At 67.2% G+C, this 16,338-nt stretch carries 14 protein-coding genes; 5 read left to right on the top strand and 9 right to left on the bottom strand.

Going from position 1 to position 16,338, the window contains the following annotated elements:
* The gene (locus BM009_RS02555; protein ID WP_093293436.1) at positions 1 to 2,307 is read right to left on the bottom strand and encodes a GH92 family glycosyl hydrolase; all 2,307 of its coding nucleotides are present in this window, start codon (positions 2,305 to 2,307) and stop codon (positions 1 to 3) included.
* Between the two features lie 368 nt (positions 2,308 to 2,675).
* On the opposite strand from BM009_RS02555, the gene BM009_RS22760 reads away from it, so the two are divergent.
* From BM009_RS22760 to BM009_RS02535, 4 genes are all read left to right on the top strand, one after another.
* Positions 2,676 to 3,173: a MarR family winged helix-turn-helix transcriptional regulator gene (locus BM009_RS22760; protein WP_217644157.1), complete on the top strand. Its 498-nt coding sequence runs from the start codon at positions 2,676 to 2,678 to the stop codon at positions 3,171 to 3,173.
* Positions 3,170 to 4,027 carry an SDR family oxidoreductase gene (locus tag BM009_RS02545; protein ID WP_093293431.1) on the top strand — a complete coding sequence of 286 codons (858 nt, stop codon included), beginning with the start codon at positions 3,170 to 3,172 and terminating at the stop codon, positions 4,025 to 4,027. Before BM009_RS22760 ends, BM009_RS02545 begins: the two co-directional genes overlap by 4 nt.
* Positions 4,028 to 4,093: 66 nt before the next feature.
* Positions 4,094 to 4,906, top strand: a complete 813-nt coding sequence (locus BM009_RS02540) for a glucose 1-dehydrogenase (protein ID WP_093293428.1) — start codon at positions 4,094 to 4,096, stop codon at positions 4,904 to 4,906.
* The gene (locus BM009_RS02535; RefSeq protein WP_093293426.1) at positions 4,899 to 6,710 is read left to right on the top strand and encodes a glycoside hydrolase family 15 protein; all 1,812 of its coding nucleotides are present in this window, start codon (positions 4,899 to 4,901) and stop codon (positions 6,708 to 6,710) included. Before BM009_RS02540 ends, BM009_RS02535 begins: the two co-directional genes overlap by 8 nt.
* A gap of 29 nt (positions 6,711 to 6,739) precedes the next feature.
* Here BM009_RS02535 and BM009_RS02530 read toward each other — a convergent pair whose 3' ends face one another.
* The 4 genes from BM009_RS02530 to BM009_RS02515 form a co-directional block, all read right to left on the bottom strand.
* A complete protein-coding gene (locus BM009_RS02530) occupies positions 6,740 to 8,149 on the bottom strand; it encodes an alginate export family protein (protein WP_093293423.1) in 1,410 nt (469 codons plus the stop codon).
* Positions 8,146 to 9,156 (bottom strand): inorganic phosphate transporter, encoded by a 1,011-nt coding sequence (locus tag BM009_RS02525; protein WP_093293420.1) that lies wholly within the window; start codon positions 9,154 to 9,156, stop codon positions 8,146 to 8,148. The genes BM009_RS02530 and BM009_RS02525 overlap by 4 nt, the downstream gene beginning before the upstream one ends.
* Before the next feature lie 10 nt (positions 9,157 to 9,166).
* Positions 9,167 to 9,802 (bottom strand): DUF47 domain-containing protein, encoded by a 636-nt coding sequence (locus tag BM009_RS02520; protein WP_093293418.1) that lies wholly within the window; start codon positions 9,800 to 9,802, stop codon positions 9,167 to 9,169.
* 104 nt (positions 9,803 to 9,906) lie between these two features.
* Positions 9,907 to 10,314, bottom strand: coding sequence for a winged helix-turn-helix transcriptional regulator (locus BM009_RS02515; protein ID WP_093293415.1), 408 nt, complete (start codon positions 10,312 to 10,314; stop codon positions 9,907 to 9,909).
* 90 nt (positions 10,315 to 10,404) lie between these two features.
* Between BM009_RS02515 and BM009_RS02510 the strand changes: the two genes are divergently transcribed.
* Complete coding sequence (locus BM009_RS02510; protein ID WP_217644156.1) at positions 10,405 to 11,127, top strand: SDR family NAD(P)-dependent oxidoreductase; 723 nt, start codon at positions 10,405 to 10,407, stop codon at positions 11,125 to 11,127.
* Between the two features lie 147 nt (positions 11,128 to 11,274).
* On the opposite strand, the gene BM009_RS02505 is transcribed toward BM009_RS02510, so the two are convergent.
* The 4 genes from BM009_RS02505 to BM009_RS02490 all read right to left on the bottom strand — a co-directional run bounded on the left by BM009_RS02505 (position 11,275) and on the right by BM009_RS02490 (position 16,269).
* Entirely contained in the window at positions 11,275 to 11,538 is a 264-nt protein-coding gene (locus tag BM009_RS02505) for a hypothetical protein (protein ID WP_093293411.1), read from the bottom strand.
* A 178-nt stretch (positions 11,539 to 11,716) separates the two neighbouring features.
* Positions 11,717 to 14,749: a TonB-dependent receptor gene (locus BM009_RS02500; RefSeq protein WP_093293409.1), complete on the bottom strand. Its 3,033-nt coding sequence runs from the start codon at positions 14,747 to 14,749 to the stop codon at positions 11,717 to 11,719.
* A gap of 88 nt (positions 14,750 to 14,837) precedes the next feature.
* On the bottom strand, positions 14,838 to 15,764 hold the full coding sequence (locus BM009_RS02495; protein WP_139216514.1) for a FecR family protein: 927 nt from the start codon (positions 15,762 to 15,764) through the stop codon (positions 14,838 to 14,840).
* A gap of 1 nt (position 15,765) precedes the next feature.
* Positions 15,766 to 16,269, bottom strand: a complete 504-nt coding sequence (locus BM009_RS02490) for an RNA polymerase sigma factor (RefSeq protein ID WP_139216513.1) — start codon at positions 16,267 to 16,269, stop codon at positions 15,766 to 15,768.
* Positions 16,270 to 16,338: the final 69 nt, after the last annotated feature.

The following is a 16,338-nucleotide window of genomic DNA, read 5'->3' as shown; positions in this document are numbered from 1 at the left end:
TCAAGGGCGCGAGAGCGAGGGCGGGGCGTCGGCGGGGCTGCTGCCCCAGGCGGGGTTCGGCTTGGGGCCCATGGTCAGCACCAGCCGCGCGCCGTTCGCGACATCGGCATGGCGGAACCAGGGCCTGGTCCAGGGGCGACCGTTCAGCGTCGCCGACTGGATGTAGCGATTGGCGGCGGAGTTGTTCCGGGCGACGATCTCCAGCACCTTTCCGTTCCCCATCTTCAGCGTCGACTGATCGAAGATCGGGCTGCCCAGCACATAGACATCGCTCGACGGATCGACCGGATAGAAGCCCAGCGCGCTCATCACATACCAGGACGAAGTCGCGCCCTGATCGTCCATGCCGGGATAGCCATAGCCGCTCGCATCGCTGCCATAGAGTTGCTCGAGCACCTGACGAACCAGCGCCTGCGTCTTCCAGGGCTGGCCGCTCCAGGCGTAGAGATAGGGGGCATGCTGGTCGGGCTGGTTGCCCTGGACGAACTGGCCGATCACGCCGGTGCAGTCGCGGCAGATGCCCTTGGGCGCGTAGGGCGTCGCAAAGAAGGCATCGAGCTTCGCGTTAAATGCGGCGCGGCCGCCGAGCTCGTTGATCATCCCCTGTACGTCCTGCGGCGCCAGCCAAAGCGTCGACCAGCCCGAGGCCTCCTTCATCATGAAGTTGTAATAGGGCTCGGCCGGGTCGAAGCGCGTGATCCACTTGCCGTCGGCAGTGCGGCCGCGAACGAAGCCGATCGTCGGATCGAACACGTTGCGATAGTTCAGCGCGCGCCTGGCGAAGCGCGCCGCATCGTCCTTGTGGCCGAGCCGCGCGGCGAGATCGGCCATCGCGGCATCGTCCCAGGCATATTCCAGCGTGGTCGCTGCGCCGGCCTTGCCCCCGGCGTAAGGCGGGCTGGGATTGCCCGGCGGCACCTCGTCGGCAATCCAGCCCTGCCGGTCATATTCCGCCAGATAGTCGCGTGGGCCCTTGGGGTCGGTCGCGTTCCGGCGGAGATATTCGTAGGCGGCCGCATAGTCGAAGGCGATGCCGCGCTTCATCGCGCCGAGGTACAGGAACACGGCATTGTCGCCGTGGAACGAGGTGTTCATGAAGCCGCGTTCGCGCGCCATGTCGAGCTCGGAGCGCATGATGTCCTGCACCACCTCCGGCTCCATCAGTTCCAGCAGCACGATCTGGTTGCGGCCGGTATCCCAGAAGGGCACCGGGCCGTAGCGGTCATAGCCGGCGGCCTGCACCTGCCCCTTGGCGTCGGTGAAGCGCTCGCCCTTGCGCGCGACCAGGCGCGGGCTGGCGAAGGACTGGAACAGCGTCGAGTAGAACAGCATCTGCTGCTTGGGCGTCCCGCCGCTCACCTGCACCCGATCGAGCAGGCCCGCCCAAGCGGCACGTGCGTTTGCCCGCACGCCGTCGAAATCCCAGCCCGGGCTTTCGGCACGCAGCCGCTGCTCGGCCTCGGCATAGCTGGTGCCGTGCGCCATCTTGACCAGCACGGCCTCGCCCTTGCGCGTCGCGAAGTCGAGATAGGCACCGGCGAATTGGCCCTCGATCCGCTCCGCGCCGGGCTGGACGTCCTTGTCGCCGATGCCGTAGCCGCGATTGGTGCCGGGCGCCTTGCGGAAGGTGCCATGGGTGGCGAAGGGCCTGGAGAATTCGGCGACGAAATAGCGGCCGTCGCGCACATCCTCCTCGCGCGGCCCTGCCGCCATGCCGCGCACGACGTGATCGCCGACGATCTCCACCGTGCCGCCGCGTCCGGACAGGTTGAGGATCAGGTGCGCGCGCCTGGTCTCCGGGAAGGTGAACCGCATCAGGCTGGTCCACTGCGTCGCAGTCAGCTCGGCCCTAGTCTGGAAACTGTTGAGGAAGACCGAGTAATAGCCGGGGGAGGCGGTCTCCTGCGCCTTGTCGTAATATGCCTCGGTGTAGACCGGCGGCACTGTCCAGTCGCCGACCACCGGCATGAGGATCGGCTGGGCCCGTGCGCCATAGGTTGGGCCGCCGCCGCCGGTAAAGCCGATCATCGTCGGGTTGGTGTAGTAATAGGGGGTGGGGACGCCCCACGGATAGCTCAGCTCGACATTGACGTTGACCGGCGCCGCCTCGACCGAACTGTGCGGCAGGCGCGCGCCTGGCGAGGTCATGCCCGAATAGAGCGGCTCACCGGCAGGGGGTGCGTTGCCGATCCATTCCGGTCGATCGAGCGGGGCGGTGCCTACCAGCGGATTGGCGCGGTCTACCGGGGCCTGCGCCCGGGCGGCGGGCGTCCACGCCGCCAGGGCAATGATGCCGATCGACGTCATGTGCGTAGCATGCCGGCATGCGGCGATTTTCCAGTGGGTGCAATCCATTCCCCAGGCCTCTCCTTGCTGCCTCACTGCGGAACGATGCCCATTCTTTTGAATGTGACGGTTCGCCCGCTGGCGCATGGCTTGATCAAATAAATAAACCATTTTGTCAATTAACGCATTGCGCAAGCCGGGTTGAGGAACCTGTCGCAAGTTATTGGTGGCTCTGTGATGTTCGCGCGCGGCTGCCATGGTGCACCCGCAGCTCGCGAGACTGGACGGCGCGCCCGGTCTCTCCCTTGGCTGGACGATCGCTCCACCGACGCTCCGGAACCCCGGAGCCACGCCGACGTTTGACAACATGCTGTCAAATAGGTGTCACATTGTCGAATCCGGATCAGGAAACAGAGGTACGCGAGCTCGCGCTTGCCGTGTTCGCGACCAGTGGACGGCTGATCGGCACGGGGAACGAACTCGTCGCCCATCTCGGCCTCACCAGCGCCTGGTGGCAGGTGCTGGGCGCCCTGCGCTATGCGCCGGTGCCGCTTCCCACCGCGTCGATCGCCCGCAACATGGGCCTGACCCGCCAGTCGGTGCAGCGCATCGTCGATCTGCTGGCCGAACGCGGGATGGTGACGTTCCAGGACAATCCGCACCATCTCCGCGCCAAGCTCGTCGTCCTCACCGAGGCGGGTATCGCGGCGGTGACCGGCGCCGAACAGGCGGCCGCTCCGCTGGACCGCGAAATCGCCGACAGGGTGGGCCGCGACCGCATCCGGGACGCCATCGCCACCCTCGAGGCGATGAATACCGTCCTCACCGCGTGGCTCGACCGCACAACCGCATCCAACCCTACATCCCAGAAGGAATCGTCATCATGATCCTCGTATCAGGCGCCACCGGCGGCATCGGTGGCGAAGTGTGCCGCGTGCTCAAGGAGGCGGGAACCCCGTTCCGCGCGCTGTGCCGGAAGCAGGAACAGGTCGAAGATCTGGCCAAAAAGGGGATAGACGCCGTGCGCGGCGATTTCGATCGGCCGGAAACGCTGGCCGCGGCGATGGAGGGCATCGAGACGATGTTCCTCATCACCCCGCAGAGTCAGCAGCAGGTGACGCAGGAAACAGCCGCGATCGATGCCGCCAAGGCGGCCGGCATCAGCCGGATCGTCAAGCTATCCGCCTCCGACGGCAATGTGCGTTCGCCAGTACCGTGGGCGAGGGCGCACGCGCTGATCGATCATCATCTGCGCGCCTCGGGCATCGGCTGGACGATCCTGAAGCCCACTGCGTTCATGCAGAACTTCCTGTGGTTCAAGGACCCTATCGCGCGAGGATACCTGCCGCAGGTCGCCGGCAAGGGATCGGTCTCCTGGGTCGATACGCGCGACGTGGCCCGCGTGGCGGCGACGGTGCTGACGAAGGACGGCCATGAAGGCGCGACCTATTTCCTCACCGGGCCGGAGACGCTGGACATGAAGGAGGCCGCGCGCCGCATGTCGAAGGTGCTGGGGCACAAGGTCCGCTATCTCGATCTGCCATCGCCGCTGTTCTGGGCGTTGCTGCGCCTGACCGGCAATTCAGGCTGGACGGCCAGAGGGCTGGTCGTGCAGTTCGCCGACGTCGTCGCCGGACATCACGACATCGACCCGACCTTCGAGATCGAGCGGCTCACCGGCACGCCGCCGCACGATTTCACCGATTTTCTCCTCCTGCACCGGCAGCAATTTTCCCGGTAACCGCCACGCCAGGTCGCGCGTTGTCGCGCGACGTTCTGCCCATCTGCGCATCCCTGGAGACACGCCATGCAGCCGACCAATGCTTCCCTCGCGGGTCACGCCGCGATCGTCACCGGTGCGAGTTCGGGCATCGGCCTGGCGGTGGCCGAGGCGGTGGCGGCCGCCGGTGCCGCGGTGGCGGTGAACTATCACGCCCAGGCCGAGCCTGCGGAGGAGCTGGTCGGGCGGATCACTGCCCAGGGCGGCCGCGCGATCGCGGTACAGGCCGATGTATCGCAGGAGGCGGAGGTGATCCGCCTGTTCGACGAAGCCGCCGCCGCGTTCGGCCGGATCGACCTGCTCGTCTCCAATTCGGGCGTGCAGAAGGATGCTGCGATCGGCGACATGACGCTGGAGGACTGGAACACCGTCATCGGCATCAACCTTACCGGCCAGTTCCTGTGCGCGCGCGAAGCGGTGAAGCGCTTCCGCGCGCAGCCCGAGCAGGGGCGGCCCGCCCGCAGCGCCGGCGTGATCGTGGCGATGAGCTCGGTGCACGAGATCATCCCGTGGGCGGGGCACGTCAACTATGCCTCGGCCAAGGGCGGCGTGCGGATGCTGACCCGCTCGCTGGCACAGGAAGTCGCCGGCGACGGCATCCGGGTGAACGCCGTCGCGCCGGGCGCGATCCGCACGCCGATCAACAAGGAAGCCTGGGACAGCGAGGAGGCGCTGTCCAAGCTGCTGCGGCTGATCCCCTATGGCCGCATCGGCGAACCCGAGGACGTCGCCCGCGCGGTCGTCTGGCTGGCCTCGGATGAGGCCGACTATGTCACCGGCACCACGCTGTTCGTGGACGGCGGCATGTCGCTCTACCCGGAATTCCGCGACAATGGGTAAGCCTCGCCGGACGATCGGCGAGCATGGCATTGTCGGCGACATGGAGACGGCGGCGCTGGTCGCGCGCGACGGCACGATCGACTATTGCTGCTGGCCCGCGCTCGACAGCCCGACGATCTTCGCGGACCTGCTGGACGGCGAACGGGGCGGCGCGTTCGAGATCGAGCCGGAACTCGATCGGCCCCGCCACCTCCAGCTCTACATCCCCGACACCAATGTGCTGCTGACCCGGTGGATGGCGGAGCACGGGAGCGCGGAAGTCGTCGATCTGATGCCGCAGGCGGAGGCGCGCCACCGCGCCGGGGATGGCGCGCGCTGCCTGATCCGCCGGGTCACCGTCACCAGCGGCACGGTGGCCTTCACGATGCGCTGTACGCCCCGTTTCGACTATGCGCGGGAGGTGCCCATGGCAGCCGCGGTGGAGGGCGGCGTCCGCTTTTCCGGCCGGGATCTGTCGCTCTGCCTCTTCGCCTCGGTCCCGCTGGATCCCGCCGACGGCAGCGCCAGCGCGCGGTTCACGCTGTCGAAGGGGGAAAGCGCCTGGTTCGTTCTCGGCGACGCGGCAATGGCGTGCCCGGACGACGCCGCCGTCCTGGCCTGTATCGACGCGACGACGGAGGCGTGGCGGTCCTGGCTCGGGCGGTCGACCTACAAGGGGCGCTGGCGCGAGCAGGTGCTTCGCTCGGCTTTGACGCTCAAGCTGCTCACCTCCGCCCGTCACGGCTCGATCGCAGCGGCCGCCACCTTCTCGCTGCCCGAGGCGATCGGTTCGGAGCGCAACTGGGATTATCGCGCGACCTGGATCCGCGACGCTTCGTTCACCGTCTATGCCTTCCTCCGTCTCGGCTTTGTCGCGGAGGCCGAGCAGTTCAACCAATGGGTGCGCGGGCGCGTGATGGCGTCCGACGACGGCAACCCGTTGCGCATCCTGTACGCGCTCGACGGCGGTGCCCCGGCCGCGGAACGCGAGCTCGCCCATCTCGCCGGCTATGCGGACAGTCGCCCCGTGCGGATCGGCAACGCGGCGAGCGAACAGATCCAGTTGGACATATTCGGCGAGCTTCTCGACAGCGCCTATCTCTCCAACAAATACGGCACGGCGATCCACCACGAAGGCTGGCAGCACGTTTGCGGTCTTGTCGACCATGTCATCGCGCACTGGAACGCGCCCGACGCCGGCATCTGGGAAATGCGGTCGGCGCCGCGCCATTTCCTGCATTCGCGCGTGATGTGCTGGGTCGCCCTCGATCGCGCCATCCGGCTTGCCAAGAAGCGCTCGCTCCCGGCGCCGCTCGTCGCCTGGGCCGAAGCGCGCGATGCGATCGTCGACGACGTCTGGACGAATTTCCGGCACCCGGAGCATGGCTATTTCGTGCAGGAACGCGGCGGCACCGAGCTGGATGCGGCATTGCTGATGCTGCCGCTGGTGCGCTTCGTCTCCTCGACCGACCCGGTCTGGCTCAGCACGCTGGACGCGATCGGCGCGCAGCTGTGCGACGACGGGCTGGTCTACCGCTATCGCGGCGACGATGGTCTGGAGGGGGAGGAGGGTGCTTTCACCACCTGCACCTTCTGGTATGCGGAGTGCCTTGCCCGCGCGGGGCGGCTGGACGAGGCGCAGATGATCCTGGCCAAGGGGATCGCCTATGCCAACCCCCTCGGCCTGTTTGCCGAGGAGACCGACGGACGCGGCCTGCCGCTGGGCAATTTCCCGCAGGCGCTGACCCATCTCGCGTTCATCAGCGCTGCTTATTTCCTCGATCGGCAGCTCGACCCCGCCTACCGGCCGATATGGCAGCCTTGATGCGGCAGTGGCCGCGCCGAGCGCGCAAATCAGAAGGTCACCTGGACGTTGGCCTCGAGGAAACGGATGGTGGAGTCGGTGGGCGATAGCGCTCCGGGCGCATCCTTGAGGAATGCGCCTTTCGCCAGCAGCGCGAAATTGGATTCGAGCCGCAGATGCTCGGGGATCAACCAATAGCGGACGCGGCCTTCCACCTGATGCCCGGCAAAGCTGCCCGATCGTCCGCTGGCATCGATCACGCCGGCGAAGCGGTCGTAGCGCGAGGCGAGCCAGATCGGACGATAATCCACCAGCCCCTCGAAGCGCTTGCCCGGCTTCACCTCGGCACGGACGCCCGGCGCGCTGATGTTTTCCCGCGCCACCATGGCGTAGCTGCCGGAAGGACCGAGATCGTCGCGGCGGCTGCCGAACAGCGTGTCGAACCGGCCGAAGCGGCCGCCCGGCCGATCGCCGCTGGCATAATCGTAGAACAGCCCCAGGCGCAGCTTGAGCGGCGTGTCGAAGCTGTAGCCGATCGCGCCATGGGCAAAGCCGGCGGATACGCGGGCAGCGGACTTTTCTGGCTCGGTGCCCGAACTGGCCCGACCGAACTGATAGACCGCCTCCACGTCGTAATCGACCGTACCCGGCTTGGGCTCGCGGGCCAGCCGTGCGTCGAGATAATGGAGGTGGCGGTCGGCGGTGGGACGGCCGGGTGTGTCCCGTTCGGCCAGTCGATAATAAGCGAGCTCTCCGGTTGCGCCGCGGATCAGTTTCTTGCGCTGGGCGTGAAGGCCGAACAGTACCCGGTCGAAGCTCTCGCGATCCCAGGCCACCTTGTTGCGGCGCACATCGTCGGCGTCGCTGGGCAGATGCTCCTGCGGCAGCACGTAGAAGAAGGCGAACTCGGTATTCGCGTCCGGCTCGAGATCGACGCGGAGGCCGGTGAAGCCATTCACCGTGTTGCGATATTCATCGGTGGCGATCAGCCGGCCGGACCCCAGATTGAGCAGGAACCGGCCCGCCTCCGCGGCGATCTTGCCGCCGGGCCCCAGCGCGCCGTCAAGCTTCAGCTTGATATAGGCCTGGGGCAGTTCGACCGCATTGATGTCGTTGCGGCCGATATAGCTGCGCCGGTCCAGCCCATAGGCGCGGCTGTCGATCAGTTCGCCGCCGATCGCCACCGGGCCGGGGCCATATTCGATCGCCACGCCGGTGCGCAGCAGGAAGGCGTCCTCCGAGGTCGCATAGCCTGGCCGCGGTCGCCCGCGGACGGTCTCGTAGCGGGCGCGGCTGGCCAGCGAGAGCATAAGGCCCGTCTCGTCCTGCTTGGGCGCGGTTTCCTCCTTGCCCGGCCTCTCCGTCGAGGAGGCGGGCGAGGCGGGCGGCGACTGGGCCCAGGCGGTCGCCGGCAGCAGCGCGCCGGCCAGCGCGAGGAGCGTGGTCCGTAGATGCGTCATCCCGTCACCAGATGCGTGAGCCAGTAGACGAGTGCCGCCACGCCCGCCGCAGCGGGCAGGGTCAGCACCCAGGCGAACACCATCTCGCCCGCGATCGGCCAGCGCACCGCCGAACTGCTCTTCATTGTGCCCACGCCCGCGATCGCACCGGCGATGGTATGCGTGGTGGAGATCGGCGTACCGAAGCCGATCGCCGCGAAGATGGTCAGCGCGCCGCCCAGTTCGGCGGAGAAGCCCTGGAATGGCTTCAGCGAGGTGATCCGCATGCCCATCGTCCGGATGATCCGCCAGCCGCCGATCATCGTGCCCAGCGCCATCGCTGCGTGGCAGGCGAGCACCACCCAGAGCGGTACATGGAAGCCGCCCTTCAGATAGCCTTGGGTGAACAGCAGCGCGGCGATGATCCCCATCGTCTTCTGCGCATCATTGCCGCCATGGCCGAGCGAATAGAGCGAGGCCGAGCAGAATTGCAGCACGCGAAAGCCGCGATCGACCTTGTAGGGATTGAAGCGCCGCACCACCCAGGTGGTGATTGCGGTCAGCACGACGGCCAGCGCGAACCCGACCAGCGGCGAGAGGATGATCGCCACGACCGTCTTGAGCACGCCGCCCCAGACGATCGCCGCCGTGCCGCCCTTGGCGAGCCCCGCGCCGACCATGCCGCCGACCAGCGCGTGCGACGAACTGGATGGCATTGCCCACCACCAGGTGATCGCATCCCACACGATCGCGCCGATCAGCGCGCCGAACAGGACCGTTACGTCGATCGCTTTCTCGGAAACGATGCCGGTGCCCATCGTCTTCGCCACCGCCAGCCCGAAGACGAGGAAGGCGACGAAGTTGAAGAACGCCGCCCACACCACCGCCGCGCGCGGCGACAGCACGTTGGTGGACACGATGGTGGCGATCGAGTTGGCCGCGTCATGCAGCCCGTTCATCATGTCGAACAGGAGCGCGATCGCGATCAGCGCGATCAGCAGGGCGAAGGGGAGCTGTCCCGCGTCCATCTGTCCGCCCTCAGACGTAGTCGAGCACGAGGTCGTCGATCCGATCGGCGACGGCATCGAGACGTTCGGCGACCAGGGTCACGCGCTCCAACAGGCGCACACCGGCGAGCATCGCCACCGGATCGCTGCCGCCGTCGAACAGCTGCATCATCGCCGCGTCGCGCTGCTCGACCAGCGCCGCATGGCCGTCGCCGATCCGCTGGCAGAGCTGATGCAATTGCTCGGTATGCCGGTCCAGGCCTTCCAGCAACGGCACCGCCTGCCGCACGTCGCCGGCCAGCGCGACGATGCGCTCGCCGAACGGCGGGAGCACCGCCGCGACTCCGTCCAGCCGCGGCGAGCGGCGAGCCGTCGCTGCGCCCATCATCGCCTTCAGCGCCGCCTGCATCGCCACGGTCATCTCCTTGATGTCCGCGCGATCGAACGGCACCACGAAGGAGGCGCGCAACCGCTCCAGCACCTGGCGGCTGATCTTGTCGCCTTCCTCGATCGTGCGATCGAGCTGATCGAAGGGGGCGGGCTCTCCCGGATTTTCCAGGATGGCCTGCAATTGCGTCGCGCCCCGTTCTATTAGCTCGCCATGGGCGTCGAACAAGGGGAAGAACTTCTCTTCCCGCGGCAAGATGGAACGAAGCCAGTTGGTCATGAGGACTTCCGAAGCTCCCGAGCACGTTGTCGATTCGACACGTGATTTCGGAGCAAGAAGTCGCCTCAAGCCCTTCGGTTCCTTGGTTTTATTTTATCTGATTGTCATGATGTTGTAACATCAACGCATTCACTCGATCGGTCATAGGCAACAGCGGCGTCTGCGAATGCCCGCTCATGCGCCAGCGCCCAGGAACAAAGCGCTTCAAACGGTTCGCGAAGCGAGTGGCCGAGCGGCGTGATCGTGTATTCGACGCCGATCGGGCTTGTCGGCAGCACGGTGCGGGTGATCAGCCCGTGGCGTTCCAGGCGCTTCAGCGCGTCGGCGAGCGACTTGTGGGTGATGCCGTCCAGCCGCCGCTTGATCGCATTGAAGCGCGCCGGCTGCGGGCACAGCACGGTCAGGATCAGGATCGTCCATTTGTCCGCGATCTTGTCGAGCACGGGGCGGATGCGGGGTACGTCCATCATCGCCTTGCACGACAACGCCTCGAGATCGGTATCGACAGCCATATCTACGCTACTCCAGGTGCGTTCTTGATAGCAGATATGCCTCGTATATCTGGTTGCCCGTCTCCAATGGAAGGACGGACGATGACACGCATGAAAAACAAGGTCGCGCTGGTGGTCGGCGGGGCGAAGGGAATCGGGCTCGCGACCGCACGCGCCCTGGCAGAGGAGGGCGCCTCCGTCATCCTGACGGGGCGCAGAGAGGCTGAAGTTCTGGCTGCAGCGGAAGCTATCGGTGCGTCGGCGCAGGGCGTTGTGGCGGATGCGGCCTCCCAGGCGGATCTGGCGCAGGTGGTGGGCGACGTCCATCGCCGCCACGGCCGCATCGACGCGCTCGTCCTGAATGCCGGCTTGTCGGAGCCGGCAACGATCGCAGAGGAAACCGCCGAGCATTTCGACCGCCACTTTGCGGTCAACGTGCGCGGCGCGCTGTTCGGCATCCAGGCGGCACTGCCGGTGCTGCACGACGGCGCATCGGTCGTGCTGATCGGCTCGATCGCCGACACGATGGGGGTGACGCCCTTCAGTACCTATGCTGCCACCAAGGCGGCGCTGCGCTCGTACGCGCGGAGCTGGGCGGCGGAGCTTGCACCGCGATCCATTCGGGTCAACGTCGTCGCGCCGGGGCCGACGGACACCGACATGATGGCCGCAGTATCCGATGAGATGCGGCAGATGCTCATTGCCCCGATTCCGATGGGGCGCATGGCGCGCGCCGAGGAAGTCGCGGCCGCGGCGGTGTTTCTCCTCAGCGATGCCGCCAGCTTCGTGACGGGCGCCGAGCTGTGCGTCGATGGCGGCATGCGGCAGGTGTAGCAGGACCCGCGCTGGCGAGGTCGTGCACGCCAGAGCCGGCTGCAACGTGGCGGCCGTTCTGATGGGGCGGGTGGGGGGCGTGGGACGTGGCGCATCTCCACCTGCCGCCGAAGCGCGGCGGCCTTCGGCAAAGAGCAAGGCGCGGGCCTATGCCGGCCCGCCCTCGCTAAGCTCGACGATCTCGAACGCGAAGGATTGCCAGCCCCGCTGCTTGGCGGCTTCCGCCGCCGCCGCTTTCTTGCCGGTCGCTTCCTTGGCCGACTTGCTATGCCCCCAGAAAACCTCGGTCTTCCCGTTTTCCAGGACCGCCACGATGCGCCAGAAGTGCGTGAACGGCGCGGCCGTGGGCCCGATCGTCTTGACGTATCCGTCGGCCATGGTTGCGGTCAGGTAGCGTTTCTTCCTCGCCATTCGGCGCTGATACCGCCCCATTGTCCGACGGTCACGTCTCGATACGCCTGCGCCTTGCGTTTCCCCTCGATCGCGAAGACCGCTCAGCCAGACGCCCGGGAGGCCAAGCATTGGCGGTAGCCTGCAGCATGGGGGATCGCCGCATCTCTTGCGGCGACCCCTTTTCTCGTTGCCGCGATCAGAATTTCGCGCGGATGCCGACATTCACCGTGCGGCCGAAGGTATGGATCTCGCTGAACTCCTTCTCGGTGCCCGCGAACGATACCTGGCGCTGGTCGAGCAGGTTCACCACCTGGCCGAACAGCTCGACATTGGGCTTCACGCGGAAGCTGGTGCCCAGATCGACGATGCCGAAGCCCTTCTGGTAGAAGGCGACGACGTCCTGCGGCGTCGGCAGCGAGGTGACCAGCGCGCCGGAATCGGTGATATAGTCGCTGCGATAGGTGTAGCTGACGTTGATCTCGAACGGGCCGGTCTCGAAGAACGGCGTGATCGAGTAGCTGACGTCGGACACGCCCTGGATGCCGGCGGTCTGCAGGCCGACGCCGGTGCGGGCGAGTTCGAGCTTGGTCGTCGCGAAGGTGGCCGTGGCGGTCACGCCCAGGCCGAAGGGCAGCTTGTCGGTGAAGCCGAACTCGACGCCCGAGATCTTGGCATCGCCGACATTGGCCGGGGTCGCGACGAGGATGTCCGCCGGCAGCGTCGATCCGTCCTTCACCGCGAAGGCGAGCTTGCGGGTCTGGAAGTCGGACGCGACATAGTCCTTGATGTCCTTGTGGAAGGCCGCGACGGTGAACGCGCCGAACTTGTTGAAATACCACTCGAACGACGCGTCGAAGTTCCACGCGGTATAGGGCCGCAGATCGGGGTTGCCGGCGGTCGCCTGCAGGTTGATCGTCGGATCGGCGAGCGCCGCGGCACCCTGGTTGTAGATGCTCGTCACGGTGACGCTGTTGGTGTTGATCGAGTTGCGCAACTCGGAGAGCGACGGGCGCGTCATCGTCTTGGCGATGCCGAGACGCAGCTGGACGTTGTCGAGGAACTTGAGCGTCGCATTGGCGCTGGGCAGCCATTCGTCATAGCTTGCGCGTGTCGTCACCGGGGTGACGGTGGTGGTCACGCCGCCCTTGCCGTCGGAGACCGGCGACACGGTGGTGCCGCGCACGTCGGTGCGGGTGCGGACATAGCGCACGCCCAGATTGCCGGTGAGCGGCACGCCGCCCAGATCCGCCGCGAAGTCGACCCGGCCATAGCCGGCGGCCACCTTCTCGCCGATGCGATAGGAATTCTGCAGATCGGCGGCGGTGGGCGTCAGGTCATAGGCGCTGGGGCTCACCCCGTCATATTCGCTGCCCAGCGTGTAGTTCTGGTTGAACAGCCCCCAGTCGACATTGGACCAGGGCTGGCGCTTGGCGATCGACTGGTCGAAGGCGTTGGTCGGCACCGGATAGCCGAGATACGCCGCCGTGCGCGTGGCGCCCGGGCGCAGCACCGCGGCGTTGCGGTCGCGGCGCTGATAGTCGCGGAAGCGGTCCGAATATTGCCCGCCGAAGCGCAGGCCGGTGAAGCGCAGGCCGGCGACGCCGATGTCGAGATCGCGCCCGACGTTGAGCACCCCGGTCTTGTCCTCGTCCTTCGAGTTGATCGGGCGCACCGCGAAGCTCTCGAAGAGCATGTTCGACCCGTTGGTCAGGTCGAGATCGGTGAACAGCGCGTTGACCTTGGCATCGTTCACCACGTCGTTGCTGAAATCGAAGGTGAGGTTGCCGCCGGCCTTGTCCGCAGTGCGATATTGCACGCGCTGGATCGGCGTATCGAGGTCGCTGGTCGCCCGCGCATAGCTGAAGCGCGGCTCGATCCGCCAGCCCGACAGATCGACCTTCAAGGTGCCGTTCAGCTGCAGGTTGCGGTGCGACTGGTCCATATATTCGGCATAGTTGCGGATGCGCGCGCCGCGGATCGTGCCCGCGACCAGCCGCCCGTCGCGCACCACCGCGGTCGCCGGATCCAGCCGCGCGATCTGGCTGGGGATGTAATAGGTCAGGCGACGCTCGGTGGTCTCGTTGTTGAACTGCGAGAAGAGGCCGTCAAGCTTCACTTCCACGTTGGCCGCGGGCCGCCATTGCAAGCCCGCCACCGCGCTGATCCGCTCGCGATTCTCGAACTCGAGATAGGGCTGGGCGTCGCCGGGCGCGCGGATCGTGCCGAAGCCCGGAACCGCGGTGTCCTGCCAGCCGACGCGCAGGCGGTCGAACTGCACGTTGCGCTTGGTGTAGGACAGGCCGGCGAGCACACCGAAGGTGTGGGCATCGTTGCGCCACCCCGCCGAGATCGCACCGTTGGGCTGGAGCTTGTCGGTGCGTTCCTCATAGCCGCCATAGGCGCTGACCGCGAGGAACGGGCTGCGATCCAGCGGCTTGATCAGCCGGATGTCGACCGAGGAGCCGATGCCGCTTTCCACCAGATCGGCGGTGGGGGACTTGGTGACGACGACGCTGTCGATCAGCTGCGCGGGCAGCACCTGCAGGCGGAACTGCCGGCCGGACTGGCCGGAGTTGCGGATATTCTCGTTATACGCCAGCGGCATGCCATCGAAGGTCACCGCCTGGAAATTGGGGCCGAGGCCGCGCACGCTGATGAACTGGCCTTCGCCGGCTTCGCGCACGATCGTGACGCCCGGCACACGCTGCAGCGCCTCCGCCACGTTGAACGCTGGGAGCTTGCCGATGTCCGCCGCGACGACGGCGTCCGATATCGAGTCCGCGTTGCGCTTCACATCCAGCGCGCGTTCGACGCCGTCGGAAAAGTTGGCGGTGACGACGATCTCCTCCGCCGGAGCCGCCGTTTCGGCCGCGCTCGTCTGGGTCGGCCGTCCGGCTGCCGTGGCGGCCCGCACGATCAGCGTGCCCGAACGCTCGCGGACCACGGTGAGCGGCGTGCCGGCGATCAGGCGGCGCACCGCGGTTTCGGCGTCGAACTCGCCCGAAAGTGCCGGCGCCTTGTACTGCGCCACCGCGTCGCGGGTGAACAGGATGTCGCTGCCGCTCTGGCGGGCGAGCTGTTCCAGTGCGCGATCCATCGGCTGTGCGGCGATGGCGAGACGCGCACGGCGCACGGTGCCCTGCGCCTCCGCGGCGGTCGCCATGGCGAGGGTGGAGAGCGTGAGTGCGAGCGCCGCCGACCGGCAAAGCTGCCGCTTCAAGTTCTGCATGAATCTGTTTCCCCTGTCGCGCCCCTGGCGAGCGCCCGATCCCTCGACGAGCGGAGTGGATTTTTCCCCACCCCCCGCCGCGAAAAAATCAGCGATCGGCGGAGGAAATGCGGATCGACTGGCCGTCGCTGGCGACGCGGACCGGCAGCAGCAGCGCGAGCGAGCGGGCAAAGGCCTCGGAATCGCCGACACGGTAGACGCCGCTCAGCCGCAGCGCGGCGGCGCGCGGATCGGCGATCACCAGCGCATGGGTGGAATAGCGGTTCATCTCCGCCGCGGCATTGGCGAGCGTCTCGTCGCGAAAGGCGAGCCGACCGCTCTGCCAGGCGATCAGATCGTCGAGCTCGGGCTGGTCGATCCGGTCCGCGCGCCCGGCTGCCATCGCGATGCGATTGCCCGGGGCGAGCGACACCGCCGCGCCCGCGGTGTCCACGCGAGCGTTGCCCTGGATCGCGGTCACCGCCACGGCGTCGCCCTCGCGGCGCAGATCGAGCCGGCCGGCCCGCGCCGTCGCCCGCCGCGCGCCCATGTCGATGACGAAGGGACGGGGATCGGCGGCGATGTCGAGGTCGATCCGCCCCGATCCGAGCGCGAGAGTACGCACCGCGTTGCGGACGAAAAAGCGGATGCGGGTGTCGGTATCGAGCATCACCCGGCTGCCGTCTTCCAGCACCAGCCGGCGCTGCTCGCCGATTCCGGTGCTGTACACGCCGGCATAGGCTTGCCGCCAGCCGAGTGTCAGCCCGCCGGCGAGCACGACGGCCCCGCCGCCTGCGAGCACCAGCCGACGCGAAAGCTGGGCGGGCGGGGGAGGTGCGAAATCGGTTGCGGACAGGCCGGGCACCGCATCCCAGACCATCGTGGCCCGCTCGAACGCGTCCTGATGCGACGGATCGGCATCGAGCCAGGCGCGGAACGCCGCGTCATCCTCCGGCACCCGGTCGTCCGCGTGCAGTCGCGCCAGCCACTCTCCCGCCTGCCGGTTGGCATGTTCCGGCTCGCTGCGGAAGATCACGTCACCAATGCTCCATCCAATCGGTAAGATGCGCCATTGCCCTGGCGATGTGCTTCTCGACCGCGCTCTGGCTGATCCCGAGGTCCTGCGCAATCTCCCGATATTTACGGCCGTCCAGACGGTGCATCAAGAAAATCTCGCGGGTGCGCGGGCTGAGCCGGGCAACGCCCAGCCGCAGCCTTTCGAGGCGATGGCGCGCGATCAGCATCTCGTCCTGCAGCGGCTGGAGGTCCGCAATCGTCTCCGGGACACAAATTGCATCGGTGCCCGGCATCGCGGCGATGCGACGCTCCCGCCGATAGGCGTCGATGCCGCGATTGGCGGCGCTGCGCGCGAGCAGTGCCGCGGCATTGGCGGCCTCGACCTGCCGCTCGGCGATCCCGATCCACGCCTCGTGGAGCAGATCCTCGGCATCCTCGCGCCGGGTCATGCGCGCAATCTGGTCACGCAGCCTGGCCCAGCCCGTCTCCAGCACAGTTTCGAAGGCGCCCTTTTTCGCTCCCATGGCGTCTCCGGTAGAAAGCCGCGGATACGGTTTGATGACAGCGCATGGTCGCAGCGATGACATCGCCGT

This window comes from Sphingomonas sp. NFR04, from assembly GCF_900114095.1.
In the GTDB taxonomy this organism is placed as follows: Bacteria; Pseudomonadota; Alphaproteobacteria; order Sphingomonadales; family Sphingomonadaceae; genus Sphingomonas.
This window is presented reverse-complemented; position numbering and strand designations above follow the sequence as displayed.